This window comes from Lactobacillus apis (assembly GCF_003150935.1).
Lineage (GTDB): Bacteria > Bacillota > Bacilli > Lactobacillales > Lactobacillaceae > Lactobacillus > Lactobacillus apis.
In genome coordinates, this window is sequence record NZ_CP029476.1 from 1402928 (window position 1) to 1420963 (window position 18036).

An 18036-nucleotide genomic window follows, 5' to 3' on the forward strand; every position below is an offset into this window, starting at 1 on the left:
CTCCTTATTTCGACTTAATATAATTTTGACCATCAGCAGCTGGTGCAACTGACTTACCAAAGAACAGAACTAGGATCACAATCGTGATTACATATGGTGCAATCTGCATGTAAACGGATGGAATATGGTTGAAAAATGGTAATTGATTACCAATAATACTGATACTCTGAGCAAAACCAAAGAACAGTGATGCAAGCATCGCACCAATTGGGTTCCATTTACCAAAAATCATTGCTGCTAAAGCCATGAATCCTTGACCTACAATGGTCGAAATTGAAAAGTTACCGGAAATTGCTTGAGCAAAAACAGCACCACCAATTCCGCCTAAAAAGCCAGAAATCAGAACACCAGCATAGCGCATCCCATAGACATTAACACCCATTGTGTCGGCTGCTTGTGGGTTTTCACCACAGGCACGTAAACGCAAACCAAAGCGCGTTTTATACAATACCCACCAAAGGATAATTGAAACTATAATTGCTACCCAAGCAGGAGCAGAGGTGTTCTTAAATAAAATTGGTCCAATGACTGGAATATCAGCAAGACCAGGAAAACTAAAGTAACCAAAGCTTTGAGTAATATTTTCAGTTTGACCTTTATCATAAATTGCCTTTACCAAAAAGACGCCTAGTGGTGGTGCCATTAAGTTAAGCACAGTACCACTGATTACGTGGTCAGCGTGGAAATTAATCGTTGCTACAGCATGCAATAGTGAAAATAGCAATCCAACAACGCCGCCAACTAGTAAACCTAACCATGGTGTCAACTTACCAAAAGTTGAAGCAAAGGTCAGATTGAAGACAACTGAAGAAAAAGCGCCCATCGTCATGATACCTTCAAGACCGACGTTAGTAATACCAGAGTTTTCACTATAAACCCCGCCTAGAGCTGTAAAAACTAGTGGCGTAGAGTAAACAAAAGTTGACGAAACCAATAAAGATAATATTCCAACTAAATTCATTACCTTTGTCCTCCTTCAGTTGACGTTGTATTTGCAGTATTAGTGCCGTCTGTCTTTTGTTCAGGCTCTTCAACTGATGCTTTGCGGGACTTAAATAGAAGCCCAATGACATATTGAATTGCTACGAAGAAAATAATTGCCGCAATTACAATTGAAACTATTTCATAAGGAATACCTGCTATCGTTTGCATTCCTAGGCCACCGATTTTCAAAATTGAGAACAAAATGGCTGCCAGCAAGATACCGATTGCAGTTCCGCCACCAAGTAGCGCAACAGACAAACCATCCCAACCAATGTCCAAACTAGTAGTCTGGGTAAAGTAGTTTTGGTAAGTTCCAAGTCCCTGAACAACACCACCTAAGCCAGCAAAGCCACCTGAAAGAAGCATTGAGTAGATAATATTCTTTTTCGTTGACATTCCGGCATAGCGACTCGCATAAGGGTTAGCACCAACTGAGCGAATCTCAAAACCAGTTGTTGTCTTTTTCATTAAGTACCAGTAAACGAAAACACCAATTAAGGCTAAGAAAATACCTGCGTTAATTCTAGAATCGCCAAACATTGAACTCAACCAATCAATTTTCAAACTACCGTTAGCAGTAATTGTCTTAGTTGTGTCGGTATCAATTCTCAATTTGCTAGACATAACTTGTTGCATCAAGTACTGGCAGGAATAGAGCACAATGTAGTTCAGCATGATAGTAGTAATAACTTCATTTGTTCCAAATTGTGCACGCAGCCAACCGGCAACACTAGCTACAGCAGCACCAGCAAGGGCACCGGCAATAACTGCTAATGGCAGTAAGATAACTTTTGGCATGTTTGGATTAGCAAGTACGATCCAAATTGAGGTTAACCAACCAGCTTGTGCCTGACCAGGCAAACCAATATTAAAGAAGCCAGCACTTGAAGCAATGGCAAAGCCAATTGCAGTAAAAATAAGCGGCGTCGCTTCACGGATTGTTTCACCAATTCCATTCATGTTGCCTAAAGCACTAGAGAACATTGATGAATATGCTTCAAACGGATTATAGCTCCAGATCAACATAATCAATGCACCAACTAGAAAACCAGCAAAAATAGAAATTAGTGGTACTAAGATTTTTTTCGTTTTTGGTGTTACTTTAAGCAAGAGCGTTGCCTTCTTTCTTAATGCCAGTCATTAACAAGCCTAATTCTTCATCGCTTGTTTCTTCCGGCTTAACTTCACCAGAAATGTCGCCATTATGAAGAACAATAATTCGATCAGACAATTGCATAATTTCATCTAATTCATAAGAAATTAGCAAAATTGCTTTTCCTTTTGCCCGTTCAAGCAAGAGTTGCTGGTGGATATATTCAATTGCACCAACATCAAGGCCACGAGTAGGCTGAAAGGCAATAATCAAATCACTGTCGAGATCTAATTCACGTGCAATAATTACCTTTTGTTGATTACCACCTGATAAGTCACTTACTGGCAAACTGCTACCAGTCGTTCTAATATCGAACTTTTTAATCAACTCATCAGCATGTTGATGAATTAAATCGTAGTGCATTACATGGTGACTTGAATACGGTTGATGATAATAATTCTGTAACGCCAAATTATCCGAGATTGAAAATGGCAAAATTAAACCATATTTTTGCCGATCAGAAGGAATGTACGAAACACCCTTTTCGGTGATTTTTCGTACCTTTTGATTGGTCATATCTTCATCATTAATGCTTATCTTGCCAGAATCAACATGTTGCATCCCTGTCAAAGCTCGTACTAATTCATCTTGTCCGTTGCCATCAATCCCGGCAACACCCAAAATTTCACCAGCACGCAGGTCAAATGACAATCCCTTTAATGCGAGAATACCTTGCTTGTTCTTAACCTTAAGGTCATTAACTTTAAGTGTAGTTTTCCCTACTTCAGCACTAGGCTTATCCAGCTTCATGTTAACGTGACGGCCGACCATTAATTCAGCCAAGCGGTTATTAGTTACACCGCTAACATCAAAAGTACCAACGCTCTTACCTGCACGGATAACCGTAACCCGATCTGCAGCACGCTTGATTTCTTCAAGCTTATGCGTAATCAGAATGATTGACTTACCTTCTTTAGCCAGTTCTTTAATAATTTGAATAAATTCCGTGATTTCTTGCGGGGTCAAAACGGCAGTTGGTTCATCAAAAATCATGATATCAGCACCACGGTAGAGCACCTTAAGGATTTCTACTCGTTGTTGCTGTGCAACCGTAATTTCACTAACCTTCTTTTTAGGGTCAATGTTCAAATTATAGCGTTGCGATAACTCCTCAATTTGTTGTTGCGCTTTTTTAAAATCTAGCTTTGGTCCCTTAGTGATTTCATGACCTAAAATAATATTTTCTAAAACCGTGAATGATTCCATCAACATAAAGTGCTGGTGAACCATTCCTATTCCTAAGTTCTTGGCAACAGTCGGATTTTTAATTTCAACTTCTTGACCACGAACATCAATTTCACCAGAAGTTGGCATTAGCAAACCAGACAAAATACTCATCAAGGTTGACTTGCCAGCACCATTTTCACCAAGAAGAGCTAGGATTTCTCCTTTGCGCAAAGTTAGATTAATGTCATTATTTGCTTTAAAGCCATTAAAATCTTTGACAATATGCTTCATCTCGATTACATTCGTCGTATTTTCCATTTTGCTTATATTTCTTTCTATAAAAAACTCTTTGTATATTAAAACACAAAGAGTTTCCTATTACTTGATTATTTGCGATTAATCTCCGGCTACAGTAATTTTACCAGCTAAGATATCAGCCCTAGATTTCTGAACTGCACTCCAAGCTTTTGATGATAAATTACCCTTTGTAACTGAAACGCCGTTACCCTTTAAAGAATAAACAAGGTGCTTGCCACCAGGGAACTTACCCTTAACCGCATCATCTGCTAAAGATTTAGTTGCAACGTCCAAGCCCTTTAAAACAGAAGTTAAAGTAAAGTTGTCTTTTTTGCCATCTTTGTCTTTATACTGTCCCATGTTTTCTTGGTCAACGTCGACACCAACTACCCAAACTTTTTGACTGGCAGCATGTGCTTGGTTGTGAGCTTTGGCTTCTTGGAAAACACCGTTACCGGCTGAACCAGCAGCTTGGAAGATAATATCGCACTTGTTTGCGTACATCGATTGTGCCATTGATTTCGCTTTATCTGTTGAGGTAAAGTTACCAACATATTGTGCGTCAACTGTTATCTTCTTATGCATTGCCTTAGCGGCATCTGCAACACCTTGTTTAAAGCCATTTTCAAAGCTTTCAATAATGGTTGACTTAGCCCCACCAACAAAACCGACCTTGTTAGTTTTAGTTGAGTAAGCAGCAGCTACACCACCAAGGTATGAAGCTTGGTTGCTCTTAAAAGTTACCGAAGCAACATTCTTTTGCCCGGTGATTACGTCATCAACAATTACAAAATTCTTCTTTGGATTTTTCTTGGCAGCTTCGCTAACCGAATCTTTTAATAAGTAGCCAATGCCAAAAATAGTTTTGTAGCCTGATTTAGCCGCTTGGTTAAAGTTAGGCGTATAGTCTGTTGCGCTGTTTGACTGGAAGTATTGATAGCCACTTCCTTTTTTAAGACCTTGTTCTTTACCATAAGCTTTAAAGCCTTCCCAGGCAGCTTGGTTGAAAGATTGGTCGTTTACGCCGTTGCTATCAGTAATTAAGGCGATGCTATTCTTTTTACTTTCACCGGTTGAATTCTGTTTCTTTCCAGAACAACCGCTCATTAATAAAGTAATTGAAGCAGCCACAGTTCCTAATGACAAAAGTCTCGCAAGTTTTTTACCCATTGTTAGTTTTTATCCTCCACAAAAATACGAACTTTTCATCTATTACTTTATTATAAAATACGTAAAAAGACAAGATGAATCTATTCGACTTTGCATATAAAAACTTTTGTTATTCCAAAATCGAACTATTTTGAAGGGTGAATTGGAACTTTGATTTCACCGTCAATAATTTGTTGACGTGCGTCACGTGAGTATTTCCAAGCCTTGTCTTCGATATGGCCGCGGGTAATGGAAACACCGTTTGTCTTCAAACCGTAAACTAATTCTTTACCGCCAGGGAACTTACCGTTATATGCACGGTTAGCAATATCGTGAGTAGCAACATTAACACCAGTGATTACTGAAGTTAATACAAAGTTGTCTTTCTTGCCATCCTTACTCTTGTAATTACCTAAATACGATTGGTCAACATCAACACCGATAACCCAAACTTTCTTATCAGCAGGACGGTTTTGGTTGATTGCTTTGGCTTCTTGGAAAAGACCATTACCAGCTAAACCAGAAGCGTGGAAGATGATGTCAGCTTTTTTAGCATACATTGATTGTGCGATAGCTTTTTCCTTGTCAGCACTTGTAAAGTTACCAACATATTGATTTAGAAGTGTAACCTTCTTATTTAACTTCTTAGCTTGATCGTTAACACCTTTAGTAAAGCCAGCGTCAAACAAATCAATAATGTTACCGTGAGCTCCACCGATGAAACCAATGACACCTGTCTTAGTTTGAGTTGCTGCTGCAACACCGGCTAAGTATGAAGCTTGCTCACTCTTGAAGTTAGCTGAAGCAACGTTCTTTTGGCCTTTGATTACTTCATCAACGATGACAAAGTTCTTCTTAGGGTCCTTCTTAGCTGCTGCACTAACAGCATCTTTCAGACTATAACCAATACCAAAAATTGTTTGGTATCCTGCTTTGCTAGCTTGGTCAAAGTTTGGTTCAAAGTCAGCTGCACTACTCGATTGGAAGTACTGATAGCCGTTCTTACCACGCTTTAAGTTATGATCTTTGCCATATGCCTTAAAGCCACGCCAAGCGGATTGGTTAAATGAGTTATCATTAACACCCGCAGTATCAGTAATCAACGCGATTGAATGCTTTGCGCTATCAGTTGAGTTACCACTTCCACCCTGCTTTTTACCGGAACATGCAGTAAGTGCAACACCAGCCGCAAATGTTACGGTAGCAAAGGATAGGATTTTCTTGATTTTAGTCTTCATAGTTATGTATGACCCCCATATAATTTCTAGTACTAGAATATCAATATTTAGTATTCACGTCAAAGTCATAATACAACATAGAGTGTTGATGTAACAACCTTTTTGATTTTGTCAAATTAGCGCTTGGCTCTTAAACCATCGAGCTTTGTATATAACAAGGAAAATTTTTTCAACTTTTTTACTTGTGTTATGTTTATTAAAACTAGCTTTTGAAAAAATGAGCTTTTAAGTTGTTCGCTATTAAAATAAATTAATGCACGCTAAAATGAATAATATAATGCGCAAATAAAAACCATCCGGTGAAACCGCATGGTTTTCATAATTTATTAGTATGGAGTGATTAAAGTGTTACATCGAGCAGTTTTCCAGTCAAAATTAGATGACATGATCTTACTTAGTGATGAGAAGGCCTTACTAGGCTTATGGTTTGCGGATCAGAAATTTTTCGGTGCAAACTATCAGTTGGACCAAGCAGATGATGTTAAAAACATCCCACTTAAGCTAGCTCTTCGCTGGCTCAATGACTACTTTGCTGGTTTGAACCCTGATCCTTTCGTTATTCCAATTAGACCAGAAGTTACAGCATTTAGAAAAGCAGTTTATCATGAATTGCAAAAAGTCCCTTATGGAGAAACAACCACTTACGGTGAGCTCTCTGACAAACTACAAGCAAAACAAGCAATCAAAACCAATAAAGCGCGCGCCGTTGGCGGTGCAATTGGTCATAACCCAATCACACTAATCGTCCCATGTCATCGCGTAATTGGCAGTGACGGCTCATTGACTGGATACGCTGGTGGAATTGAACGTAAAAAGGCTTTACTGCAATTCGAACGCCAGAATTAGTTAAACATTCCACTCATCCATAAATTCTTGAACAAAAGCACGCATGAAATCAGTTCGTTTGTGTGCTTCTTTTTTGCCACCATCAGTATTCATTAAATCTTCTAATTGAAACAGCTTTTCATAAAAGTGATTAATGGTGGTTTCGGTGTGTTCGCGATATTGATCATGGCTAACCAGTTTTTCAGGCTTAATCTTTGGATCATAAATCACATTACCGTGAGCACCGCCATAGGTAAATGCGCGTGCAATTCCCATTGCACCCAAGCTCTCAATGCGATCAGCATCTTGAACATATTCACCAGAAACTGGTAATTGATAATGGTGTTCAATATTTTGTGAAAACGACATATGTTGAATGGTAAAAAGAATATCCTTTACTTCAAGCTCACTAAAGCCAACCTGTGGTAGCAAGTGCTTAATTTGCTCGACAACTTGCTCAGGATCCGCACAGATCTTTTCATCAATCGTATCGTGTAAATACCCTGCTGTCTGGATAATCGCCACCATGCGGCTGTCTGCGTGTGCATCAGGATTATCCTGTAAATATAATTGACTTGCTAAGTGGGCCACACGCTGACCATGATAAAAATCGTGACCCGTTTTTTCACCTTCTAATTGCTTTTGAACAAAATCGATTACCTTTGTTATTTCCATTTTAATCACTCCTTTTTTAGTCTTAAGCCGCTTCCCAGATTTGAACTGAGGACCTCCTCCTTACCACGGCGGTGCTCTACCTCCTGAGCTAAAGCGGCAAATTAATTTTAACAAAAAAGCACCCACCTTAGTTAGTGGATGCTAAATTTAATTATTTACTGTACGAACTTAACTGCTGTACCGTATGCAACTACTGACTGCATGTCACCGCCAATTGTACCCGAGTCAAAACGCATCATCACGATTGCATCGGCACCTTTTTCTTCAGCTTCTTGACGTAAGCGTTCAAGAGCTTGCTCACGAGATGTTTGTAACATCTTAGTGTAGCTACGGATTTCTCCACCCACCATTGATTTTAAGCCAGCGCCAAAATCTTTAAAAGCATTTTTAGATTGAGTGGTTAAGCCAAAAACTTCACCAATAATCTCATACTCTTTACCAGGAATATTTTCCGTAGTAGTAACTAATATTTCAGACATTTCTTTTCCTCCTAAAACGGGGTAATTTATAGCAATAAATAATTATTGCCTTAAATAGATTATGAATTATAGCCTGATATTTTGTCAAATATTGCTTAAAAGTATCATATTATTTGATAGATTCTAAAAGCTGTTTAGCAATTTCTGGTGGCATTAAATTAATTGTAGTGAGATCTTTTAAGCCAACCCAAGCCGGCTCGTAAATATTTTTAGTGCTCGAGCGTTCTTTTTCTTCCCCACTAATTTGAGGTGCTTTAGTTTGCCCAGTTTGGGTTAAAAAGAATACCTCATCGTCAATTTCAATCAATTGCTTAAGCTTTTCCGGTAACAACTTAATTTTCAGTTCTTCATTGATTTCTCTAATTGCGGTTTCAATTGGCGTTTCCTTGTTTTCTGCACCGCCACCAGGAATGACCCAATAGTCGCGCTCGTTTTTCAGCCTGTGAATTAATAAAATAGCTTTTAACTCCGGATTATATAAGACAACTCGTGCTCTCATTTTTAGCCCCCTTATTTTTAATCTCTACTATTTGACATCTGCTTTTTTCACTTTATAAAAAAAGTCTGATACATAATCTACCAGACTTTTATTCATATAATTAGTCTTTGATATTAACCAAAGTATATTTTCTCTTTCCTTTACGAACAATTACATACTTACCATCAAATGCTTTTGCTGGATCAACTTCAAAATCAACTGATTGTTCACGGTCACCATTAATGTAAATTGCACCGTTTTCAACGTCTTCACGTGCTTGACGCTTAGACGATTCGATTTTGGTATCAACTAAAAAGTCAACAATATTCTTAGCAGCCGAGCCTGATTCTGCAGTTGGTGCGCTCTTTAATCCCTGCTCAATTTGCGTAACAGTTAAGTCTTTGACATTACCAGAGAATAGAGAGTCTGTGATCATTTCCGCTTCAGCCAATCCCTCTTCACCGTGAACAAACTTGGTTACTTCCTTAGCTAAAGTCTTTTGCGCCGTTCTCTTCCACGGCTCAGTCTTAACTTGTTCTGCTAACTCATCAATCTCTTCATGACTCAGGAAAGTAAAGTACTTCAGGTATTTAACTACATCACGGTCGTCTTGGTTAATCCAGAATTGGTAGAACTCGTAAGGACTGGTTTTTTCTGGATCAAGCCAAATTGCTCCACCAGCTGATTTACCAAATTTAGTTCCATCAGCTTTAAGCATTAATGGAATAGTTAAACCAAATGCTTCACGATCAGATCCCATCAACTTATGAATAAGGTCAATTCCTGCTGTAATGTTGCCCCACTGATCACTACCACCGATTTGCATCTGCACACCGTGGTTTTTGTTTAATTGGTAAAAATCAATTGCTTGCAAAATCTGGTATGAAAATTCAGTAAATGAAATGCCATTTTCCAAGCGACTAGCAACAACGTCCTTGTTAATCATGTTGTTTACTTGGAAGTGTTTACCGTAATCACGTAAGAAGTCGATTAAGCTTAGCTTGTCTAGCCATTCTGCGTTGTTAACAATTTCAAAGTTATCAGTACCAAACAGCTTCTCCATTTGCTTAGTCAAAGCAATTTCATTTTGATGAAGCTTTTCAGCATCAAGTAAAACTCTTTCGGTACTACGGCCTGATGGGTCCCCAATTGTACCAGTACCACCACCAATAACAATTACTGGATGGTAACCAGCTAATTGGAATCTCTTTAAAATCATAAAGGGGATTAGGTGGCCAATGTGAAGTGAATCACCGGTTGGATCAGTACCACAATAGAGTGCTAAGTCATCATGTTCTTCTAAGTACTTAGCTAGCCCCTCTGCATCTGTCTGCTGGTTAATTGCTCCACGCCATTTTAAATCTTCTAAAATATCAAAGTTTGCCATCTTTTTCCTCCAATAAAAAAGTCCCCGGATTTCCTAAGAAATCCAGGGACGACTAAATTACTTTTTTAGCCGTGGTACCACCCACGTTTGCGCTTATTAGCACCTCAAGTTCGGTTTTTAGCGGAACCACCCGATATGTATTTCGCGAAACTTCAGCCTGCCTAGCTTACACCAACCGCTAGTTCTCTGAACACTGAACTGAAGCGCTACTTAAAATATCTAAATGAATAATACTCATTTTTTTCTAATAAGTCAACACCAGATACTATTTGTAGAAGCCCTTAATTTGTAAACCATAAGCTTTACCAGCAGTCATATCATATTGGATAGTTTCATAATCAGCCAAGAGATCTTGTTGTTCCTTGGTTAGGTACTGAGGTTCAATTACTTGTCCCTTACGTCCAATTAATTCATAACCCTTATCACCCTTGAAGTTAATTGTAATTGCAGGCAATTTCTTATGAACTTCAGTAAGGAGTGCTTGGTATGGTGTAACCTTTGAATCAGTCTGCTCAAGCATCATCGCAATAAAGTCACTTGAACTTACGAAATTGTTGGCCTTACGTGGTAAGTGCGTTTTGGCACCATGTTCACGGGCATACTTATTCGAGTAAATGAAGTAACGAGTTGAGTGCATTTCAACCGGATACTTAGCAGTGTAACTCTGCGAAATAATACTTGGATAGTGGTCACCGTAGAAGACTAACGTAATTGGTTTCTTAATCTTATCAATTTGACCAATAAATTGCTTAACTGCCTTATCAGTGTATTGCGTACCCTTAACATATGTCGCCATTTGTTCACGAACTGCTGGGGTATTGAATAGATCACCCGAGATCTTACCCATATATTCGTTGTGTGGATACCAATTGTTATATGGCATGTGGTTTTGAATTGAAATCAGATTGATGAACTGGCCATCTTTACGTGCGTTAATTTGCTGCAATCCATTAGCATAAGTAGTAAAGTCGGAGTTATAGCCACTCTTACCAAGTTTCTTTTGATCAATAACTTTATACTTCGAACCAGTGTAGACGAACTTATCAAACTTAAAGCGACGATAGTCTTCACGTCTAGAGTAGTATGTCCCAATAAATGGGTGAATCGCTGACTTGTAATCAAAGTTCATCCCAATTGTTGGATAGAAGTTATAGTTAGGAACAATCTGAACATATGGTGTCAAAGTAGACTTAAACAATCCCATGTTCAATCCCGTTAAGGTTTCCCATTCCATGTTAGCCGTACCACCACCATAACCAGCACTAAGCATTGTACCGTATGAAGAGCGTGACTTCATTGATTCAATAAACTTAACTGGATTTGGTGCAGACTGTTCTATCTTTATGGTTGGGAAAGTATTCGGATCAACGAAACTTTCACTTAGATTAAAGACAATTGTCTGGTCACTAAGTTTATTCTTTCTATTTTTATTGATCTTATTAGCAACTTTAGCATACTTATCATTCAACTGTTTGATAGTCGAAGCGGAGTAGCCTGTCGCTGGCTGATCCATGATTTGCAAGTCAATATAGTTTAAGAAATTCAGAACTGGACCGTTAACCTGGATATCACGTTCTGGGTTTCTAAAGCGTTGTCTATTATCGAATCCACGATTAATGTGGTAAATAACTCCACCATCATGGTTGAAGCGGAATGGTGTCATGAATAGCGCTAAACTCAATAGTGCCCAAATACCACGTTTTTTCCATGAGCCGCGTTTCTTAATTGGAAACTTAATTTCTAAGAAAACATCCAGTGCAATCACGATTACAATTGCAACTAGGATAGCAATAACTGTTGTTTTACCAATCATTGGTAAAAGCGTCTTCCAATTGACGATTTCACTGATTTCAGTTGGATAAATTGGTTCACCACGAAGAAGCAGTTTAATCTTATTGGCAATGGCCCAACCGATTCCAATTAGGCTGACTAGCACATTGGATGTCCAATAACGTGTAGTCACAAAGTAGAAAATTGAGAATAACGCATCAAGGAAGATAGTTGTTAAAATAATGGCAAAGAACTTGGTGCCAAGTAAGTAAACAATCGCATTAATTGTCGCTGCAGTACTGATTTGGATTCTTAAGTTATCAGATTCAATTAAAAATGAACCGAAACTCAAAACATAGAACCAAGCCCAAGTGAGTAAGTTAACTCTGTTGGCAACAATAAATTTAGTGAATTTTGTCCAAACTTTTTCACAAATTTTAGCTAAATTAGTTTCATGATCTAAGTACCTAACTATCTTAGTAACTGGCTTAAATTTAAATAGATACTTTTCCAGTACCATATCCCAAATTGCAGCAACAAGCAGCATGACAACAATCATGATTAGCTTGTTAGCAACAGATGAGCCAGTGAAGCGGAAATCGTTCATGAACCTAGTCGAAATTGGCGCATCCATGAACATGATTACTGGGATAAAGTAACGCATTTGCTTCTCATTGAAGGTCATAATAACCTTTTTAAACAATAAGAATGCCGCTAGGACCATCAGGAGCATAAATGGTGAAGATGGATTGTTCAAAAATTCTCTGTTCCAGTCACCACCACCATTGCCGGAAATGATTTGTGACCAGTAAACGGCATCAAAACCAGAAACACCGATTACAACAACAAAGAATGAAGCAATCCCACTAAATAAAGCTAGACCAAAGAGCTTACCATTAACCTTAACGCCAGCTAAAAACATCCCCCATGCAAAGAACAAAATAAGGTATAAACCATAGAGTGAATATTGGAAGGATAAGTTTCCGGCACTCAAGGCAAAGCCAAGAAGACTTAATAAGCTAAGTACTAGTAAGTTTTGCTTTTTAGTCAGCTTATGTTGTAAATCATAAATCCGTGGTTGTGCCAGTAAACTGAAAAACAAGCCAGAAAATAAAACCGAGGTACTGGTAATAATTGGGAACAACATCCCCCAAACACGCCACATGTTAAAGCGCGCAGGTACCTTAATGAAAAATAGGACGTAATAAACAACTAGCGTAACGAAGGCCATCAGCCAATACTTAAAGCTTTCACTTACACTTTGTTTTTTCCTGCTATAAACTGCACCAAAAACCATTGGTACAATCATCATTGTTGCGTTATGCATCATGTTAGGCATAAAACGCACGAATGAGTAATGTGCTCTCGCAGCAACACCCTTCAAACTATACATTTGAATTAACATAAAGAGAGTTGCTACTAATATGCAAATCTCCTGCACGACTTTTAACGATTTTTTGTTTTTATTCATGTTTCTAGTATCTGTCCTCACTAAAAAATGATGCTATCAATCACTGCATTTTTATACCCAATTTTTTCTTAATTGAGTATAAAATATCTACTTTTTTCCCTTTTCCAGTAAAAAAGTCCCGTAAATCATATCTAAATTTAAAAGTCATGATCAAGGTAATAATTAATAATACAATGCCAGCTTCCCTGAGTTGAGTCAATTCGTATAGACTAAATAATAAAATAAAAACTAACGGCGGAACCGTTAAGTTCTTAAGAATAATAGTCAAAATAAGTGCAATTAAAAGCGTTACTGCCGCAGCTTTAACATCATAAATAGCCGCTAAAATGACAGCAACTGTTACTCCTTTGCCACCTCGAAAATGATCCCAAAAAGGAAAACAGTGTCCTAAAATTAGTCCTAAACCTGCATAGGTCAACATTACCTTTTTTCCTAAAAAATAGTGTACAAGTAGTAAGCAAATTAGTGTTTTAAAAATATCACCAATGCAAGTAATTATACCCCATTTTTTACCAAAAACGGCACCAACGTTGGCGGTTCCTGGGTTCCCAGATCCAACTTTAGTCGGGTCTTGATGTAGCCAGAAACGACCCACTAGCATGGCAAATAAAATACATCCGAATGCATAGCCGATTAAAACGGCAAGCAGTCTCGTCATTAATCGTCACCTTCTTTTATTATTGTCCTTCATAATCACTAAAGATACTATAGTCCTGCGTTGCAAGATCAGTGAAATCAAAGCCGTGTTCCTTATTTCGCTTGTTTTGGTAAGTTTCATTATTATCAACCTTTTTGGGACTTAAGCCTAATTCAGCCCGAAGATAGTCAGAAATTCGTTGAAGCTCTTCAGTTGACTGAACTTGATAAGATGCACCATCAACCATTGCGTTATGCCCGTGAAGATAGTCATTTTTAACGTTCTTAGTCGAGCTGCGGTAATTAAAGGCAATCTCCTTCAATGAATCAAATGGTAAATTAGTTTTAACATTGCCAGAAATTGAAGTTAGAACCGAATCAAGCTGTGTCAATGTGTTTAATGAAACGGCCTTTTTAATAAGCGTCGTAATGACCTGTCTTTGCCGTTCCTGACGGCCATAATCACCCTCAGGATCGTCGTAGCGCATCCGTGAATATGCAAGGGCACCGCCGCCACCCATATGAGTCAGCTGTCCTTTCTTGAAAACATAACCACCATATTCAAAACTAAGTGTAGGTCTGACATTTATTCCACCTACATAGCGAATAAGACGCATGATACCTTTCATATTAACTAGGGCATAATATTTAATTGGTACGTTAACAAGCTCAGAGACACTGTCCATTGCCATCTTAGCACCACCTATTGGATAGGCCGCATTGATTTTTTCGACTTGGAACTGCTCAGCACCAACCATTTGCGCCATTGTATCGCGGGGAACAGACACTAGTGAGTAGCGCTTTTTTTGTGGATTAACAACTGCAATGATAAGCGTATCAGTATTGCCAATCTTTTCCTTACGGTCAAGTGCTCCAGTATCGGTACCCATTAGTAAGACGGCAAACTTTTTCTTACCATTAAATTCGCCGTTTTTTACTTGAACATGCGTATTATTATCATAGGTATTGTCTACCGCATTCTTAGTTTTAAAATAAACGTAAGACGAGTAAGCAGCAACACCAGCGGCTATGAGAAAAATAAATCCACATAGCCATGCTATCAATTTCTTCTTTTTGTTGTAATCTTTTACATGTATTTCTACCCGACTCTTGTCCGGATGATTATGATTGTGATCCATATTCTCTTACTTACCTAATTTAAATACAATGAATACATTATAACAAAAAACAAACCATCTGCGGTTTGTCTATATTATCTTATTAAAATCATTAATTATCTAGCTTAATGTCAAAGTTAGTGTGAATTCTTCATCACTATCACCTTCAAGTGTTGCTTTATCAAGTAAAGCAACAACTTGCTGGTCTTTAACATCTAGGTCAAAACTTGATGAGGCAAGTTTTAATTTAACTTCATCATTACTTAACTCAATCTCATTCACATTTCTATTTTTAACCCAGCCCTCAATAATCGGCAACGTGAACATCACTGAAAAAGGCATTTCTTTATGTGAATTGTTTTTGAGGTAGTACTTAACATCAATCCGGTTACCTTCCAGAATATAGGTTAAGATCACTTCAAAATGATACGGAAACTTTTTATAGCTTTCACTATCATCAATTAAGGCCAAACTGACCCGCGAGTCTCCTTTATCTACAACTGTCCAAGGCAAGAGCTTCGCCCAATTTTCACCCTGGCCGTCACCTAAAAAGGTAACTCCTAATTTCTTTTGCATGTCGCCATCTTTGAAATAATCAATTTGATCATGTTGAGATACAAAATTAACTAATTTTGCATCCTTTTCATCGACAGCAGCACGCAAAATAGAACTTTCTATTGTTTGCATAGCTTACTCCAAACTTTCTCCCTTATAGAAAATAGCATGTAACTAACACTAATGTCAATTCGAGCTTAGAATCCCGCTTTTAGCTAAGTTTAACTGAGAAATTCAATGTGCAAGGATTATACTACAAAACTAATATCAGTTATATTAAAAAGGTCGGTTAAGCTTTTACTGCAAGCGCTCAACCACCTTTATCAACTGATTTTTTTAAAAAAATCAGCCTAAATTATTAGCAAATCTCGTTATAATATACTATAATACTATTGTTCCCGAGAATATAATTAGTTTTTGGAACAAGTTAATAAGAAAGAGCACCTCAAGCAACTGGGGTGCTTTTTTGTTATATCTCGTAATTCATCCGATCATGGGATGCCTCTGTCAAATCTGCGGAAACTGGTGCAACAAAGGATCCATCATCAGGAAGCTCTATTTCACTTGCTTTACTGCATTTCGGCAAATCTGACTTATTGTATAGTCTACTTGCCAAAGTATCAGCAGCCATTTTCATCGCTTCTCGAAGACCTTCACCTTCTGTGATACCACCTTTGATATCTGGAAAGTGAATCACATATACATCATTTTCTAGCGGCTTAAAAATTGCCGGATACGTAACAATTCGATGATCCATTTACCCAACCTCCCTATCGTTTAGTTATAGTTCATAGCTTTTCCTTTAATACCATCATATACCCAAAAACAGCGAAATAAGAAAAAATTATGAAATTTTTATTTACTCCTTTGTTTTATATTGGCTATTTTTCTCAATTAGAATGTTGATAAATAAAGCTTTCACAGTTTTTTTGCTTAATGTACAAAGAAAAACGTTATTGCTAATAATGCAATAACGTTTTTTAGTTTTATTTTAATAATAGACTATTTAGCCGTTTTTTCGTCTTTTTTAAATAGACGCCAGCCACTTAGAACAACAGTTATTAAACAGATGATCATTGAAATAATAAATACAACATGCATACCATAAATAAAAATTTCTGGTTGCTTAGGTAGGTATTCGGTCACACGTGCTCCCTTTGCATGGCTCATTGCCGCAAACAAGATTGTCGTTGCACTTGAAATACCAATTACCATTCCGAGGTTACGTGAAAGCGAGTTAATACTTCCGGCAACACCAAGATCCTTCTGTTCTACTGAGCTCATTACTAAAGAGTTATTTGGTGAACTGAAAATACCACTACCCAGTCCCATAATTGCAATACTGATAATAAATAGCCAGATTGATGAGTGCAGATTGCATAGTGAGTAACCAATTTGACTAACTAATAGTAATACTAGTCCAATAAAAGTGATCAATTTTGGTCCAATTTTATCTGAAAGTGTACCCGCAACTGGAGCAGCAAATAATTGAACTACAGGTAAAATCATTAAGATAATACCAGCTTGACTTGGTGCCAAGTGTAACGCATTTTCTAAATAGAAAGGCGTTACTACATTAAAGAAGAAGTTTGTAATGAAGATTAACAATGCACATAACAAACTAACTGAAAAGTCTGGATTCTTGAACAGATTGAATTGTAATAATGGATTAGTTGTGTGATTTTCAGTATAAACAAACCAAATGAAACTAATTAGTCCAATTATTAACATTGCTAGAACTGGTACAGAAGTAAAACCTAATTGTTGGCCTAAGAAGACACCACCGAATAAAGTAATCATCCCTAATGCAAAGCCAAATGAGCCCTTCTTGTCCAATGCTGCATTGGTAAAAGTAATATCTTTTGGCAGGAAAATTGCGCCAATAATTGCAGCAATAATGCCAACAGGAACATTCAACCAGAAAATGTATGACCATGACAGGTGACTCAAAATCAAGCCACCCAAACCAGGACCAGCAATTGAGCCTAAGGCAACAAATGAACCAATTGTTCCTAAAGCTTTCCCGCGTTCAGTTGATGGAAAAATTTCAGTGATAATTCCATTATTGGTTGCCATTGTCATTGCAGCACCAAAAGCCTGAATCGCACGTGAAACTAACAAAAATACCAAGTTGACTCTAAATCCCGATAAAAGTGAACCAGCAATAAAGAAGATGGCACCTAGACGGAAGATTTTAATTTTCCCGTGAAGATCACTCAATTTACCGAAGAATAGAATAAAACTACAAACAACAATTAAATATAATGAAACAACCCATTCGGACTGACTCATCGAAATGTTCAAATTTTTACTAATGACTGGTAAAGCGATATTAACAATCGTTCCATCTAGAGTTGACATGAAGGTAAACAAACCGACTGCCACTAAGATCCACCATCTATTTTTTTGCACTTTTTCGTCAGTCTGATAACTCAAAGCTTGTGTCATTTTTACAGATCCTCTCAATTTTTAAATTTAGTTAGGTACCTTAATGAGTTAAATTATACTCTTATTTTCTTTTGTGCCAAGTAGAAAAATAAGTTAAATTTTACTTTTTTGTTTAAAATAGCGCTACTAGTTCTTACTTGCCTATGCTCTTAGTTAAATAACCAGAGTTAAAAACTAAGGCTACTGACGAAGTAGCCTAACTTATA

Annotated in this window: 16 protein-coding genes and 1 tRNA gene; 1 reads left to right on the forward strand and 16 read right to left on the reverse strand. The window is 37.6% G+C overall.

Annotation, left to right across the window (positions count from 1 at the left end; translation table 11 throughout):
* Positions 1 to 4 precede the first annotated feature (4 nt).
* The 5 genes from DKL56_RS06690 to DKL56_RS06710 form a co-directional block, all read right to left on the reverse strand.
* Entirely contained in the window at positions 5 to 961 is a 957-nt protein-coding gene (locus DKL56_RS06690) for an ABC transporter permease (protein ID WP_046307737.1), read from the reverse strand.
* Entirely contained in the window at positions 961 to 2094 is a 1134-nt protein-coding gene (locus tag DKL56_RS06695) for an ABC transporter permease (protein ID WP_109715838.1), read from the reverse strand. Before DKL56_RS06695 ends, DKL56_RS06690 begins: the two co-directional genes overlap by 1 nt.
* Positions 2087 to 3622, reverse strand: coding sequence for an ABC transporter ATP-binding protein (locus DKL56_RS06700; RefSeq protein WP_109715839.1), 1536 nt, complete (start codon positions 3620 to 3622; stop codon positions 2087 to 2089). Before DKL56_RS06700 ends, DKL56_RS06695 begins: the two co-directional genes overlap by 8 nt.
* A 78-nt stretch (positions 3623 to 3700) precedes the next feature.
* A complete protein-coding gene (locus tag DKL56_RS06705) occupies positions 3701 to 4771 on the reverse strand; it encodes a BMP family lipoprotein (protein WP_074425838.1) in 1071 nt (356 codons plus the stop codon).
* 125 nt (positions 4772 to 4896) lie between these two features.
* Positions 4897 to 5988 (reverse strand): BMP family lipoprotein, encoded by a 1092-nt coding sequence (locus DKL56_RS06710; protein WP_046307744.1) that lies wholly within the window; start codon positions 5986 to 5988, stop codon positions 4897 to 4899.
* 345 nt (positions 5989 to 6333) lie between these two features.
* Here DKL56_RS06710 and DKL56_RS06715 point away from each other — a divergent pair, with 345 nt between their 5' ends.
* Complete coding sequence (locus DKL56_RS06715) at positions 6334 to 6834, forward strand: methylated-DNA--[protein]-cysteine S-methyltransferase (protein ID WP_109715840.1); 501 nt, start codon at positions 6334 to 6336, stop codon at positions 6832 to 6834.
* Here DKL56_RS06715 and DKL56_RS06720 read toward each other — a convergent pair whose 3' ends face one another.
* From DKL56_RS06720 to DKL56_RS06770, 11 genes are all read right to left on the reverse strand, one after another.
* On the reverse strand, positions 6835 to 7488 hold the full coding sequence (locus tag DKL56_RS06720) for an HD domain-containing protein (RefSeq protein WP_109715841.1): 654 nt from the start codon (positions 7486 to 7488) through the stop codon (positions 6835 to 6837).
* A gap of 25 nt (positions 7489 to 7513) precedes the next feature.
* Positions 7514 to 7586: transfer RNA gene (locus tag DKL56_RS06725), tRNA-Thr, on the reverse strand.
* A gap of 57 nt (positions 7587 to 7643) precedes the next feature.
* Positions 7644 to 7967 carry a heavy metal-binding domain-containing protein gene (locus tag DKL56_RS06730; RefSeq protein ID WP_046307748.1) on the reverse strand — a complete coding sequence of 108 codons (324 nt, stop codon included), beginning with the start codon at positions 7965 to 7967 and terminating at the stop codon, positions 7644 to 7646.
* A gap of 109 nt (positions 7968 to 8076) precedes the next feature.
* Entirely contained in the window at positions 8077 to 8466 is a 390-nt protein-coding gene (locus DKL56_RS06735) for an NUDIX domain-containing protein (protein WP_109715842.1), read from the reverse strand.
* A 100-nt stretch (positions 8467 to 8566) separates the two neighbouring features.
* Positions 8567 to 9832: a tyrosine--tRNA ligase gene (gene tyrS / locus DKL56_RS06740; RefSeq protein ID WP_109715843.1), complete on the reverse strand. Its 1266-nt coding sequence runs from the start codon at positions 9830 to 9832 to the stop codon at positions 8567 to 8569.
* A gap of 265 nt (positions 9833 to 10097) precedes the next feature.
* Positions 10098 to 13073 (reverse strand): LTA synthase family protein, encoded by a 2976-nt coding sequence (locus tag DKL56_RS06745; protein WP_109715844.1) that lies wholly within the window; start codon positions 13071 to 13073, stop codon positions 10098 to 10100.
* 40 nt (positions 13074 to 13113) lie between these two features.
* On the reverse strand, positions 13114 to 13731 hold the full coding sequence (locus DKL56_RS06750; RefSeq protein ID WP_109715845.1) for a glycerol-3-phosphate acyltransferase: 618 nt from the start codon (positions 13729 to 13731) through the stop codon (positions 13114 to 13116).
* 19 nt (positions 13732 to 13750) lie between these two features.
* Positions 13751 to 14848 (reverse strand): LCP family glycopolymer transferase, encoded by a 1098-nt coding sequence (locus DKL56_RS06755; RefSeq protein WP_109715846.1) that lies wholly within the window; start codon positions 14846 to 14848, stop codon positions 13751 to 13753.
* Positions 14849 to 14947: 99 nt separating this feature from the next.
* A complete protein-coding gene (locus DKL56_RS06760) occupies positions 14948 to 15514 on the reverse strand; it encodes an aldose epimerase family protein (RefSeq protein ID WP_109715847.1) in 567 nt (188 codons plus the stop codon).
* A 337-nt stretch (positions 15515 to 15851) separates the two neighbouring features.
* Entirely contained in the window at positions 15852 to 16139 is a 288-nt protein-coding gene (locus DKL56_RS06765; protein ID WP_109715848.1) for a type II toxin-antitoxin system HicB family antitoxin, read from the reverse strand.
* Positions 16140 to 16384: 245 nt separating this feature from the next.
* Complete coding sequence (locus DKL56_RS06770; RefSeq protein WP_109715849.1) at positions 16385 to 17830, reverse strand: MFS transporter; 1446 nt, start codon at positions 17828 to 17830, stop codon at positions 16385 to 16387.
* Positions 17831 to 18036 lie beyond the last annotated feature (206 nt).

Coding starts and splice junctions, on each gene's coding strand:
- DKL56_RS06690 (WP_046307737.1), bottom strand. CDS start 961: ATGAATTTAGTTGGAATATTATCTTTATTGGTTTCGTCAACTTTTGTT.
- DKL56_RS06700 (WP_109715839.1), bottom strand. CDS start 3,622: ATGGAAAATACGACGAATGTAATCGAGATGAAGCATATTGTCAAAGAT.
- DKL56_RS06705 (WP_074425838.1), bottom strand. CDS start 4,771: ATGGGTAAAAAACTTGCGAGACTTTTGTCATTAGGAACTGTGGCTGCT.
- DKL56_RS06710 (WP_046307744.1), bottom strand. CDS start 5,988: ATGAAGACTAAAATCAAGAAAATCCTATCCTTTGCTACCGTAACATTT.
- DKL56_RS06720 (WP_109715841.1), bottom strand. CDS start 7,488: ATGGAAATAACAAAGGTAATCGATTTTGTTCAAAAGCAATTAGAAGGT.
- DKL56_RS06730 (WP_046307748.1), bottom strand. CDS start 7,967: ATGTCTGAAATATTAGTTACTACTACGGAAAATATTCCTGGTAAAGAG.
- DKL56_RS06735 (WP_109715842.1), bottom strand. CDS start 8,466: ATGAGAGCACGAGTTGTCTTATATAATCCGGAGTTAAAAGCTATTTTA.
- tyrS (WP_109715843.1), bottom strand. CDS start 9,832: ATGGCAAACTTTGATATTTTAGAAGATTTAAAATGGCGTGGAGCAATT.
- DKL56_RS06745 (WP_109715844.1), bottom strand. CDS start 13,073: ATGAATAAAAACAAAAAATCGTTAAAAGTCGTGCAGGAGATTTGCATA.
- DKL56_RS06750 (WP_109715845.1), bottom strand. CDS start 13,731: ATGACGAGACTGCTTGCCGTTTTAATCGGCTATGCATTCGGATGTATT.
- DKL56_RS06755 (WP_109715846.1), bottom strand. CDS start 14,848: ATGGATCACAATCATAATCATCCGGACAAGAGTCGGGTAGAAATACAT.
- DKL56_RS06760 (WP_109715847.1), bottom strand. CDS start 15,514: ATGCAAACAATAGAAAGTTCTATTTTGCGTGCTGCTGTCGATGAAAAG.
- DKL56_RS06765 (WP_109715848.1), bottom strand. CDS start 16,139: ATGGATCATCGAATTGTTACGTATCCGGCAATTTTTAAGCCGCTAGAA.
- DKL56_RS06770 (WP_109715849.1), bottom strand. CDS start 17,830: ATGACACAAGCTTTGAGTTATCAGACTGACGAAAAAGTGCAAAAAAAT.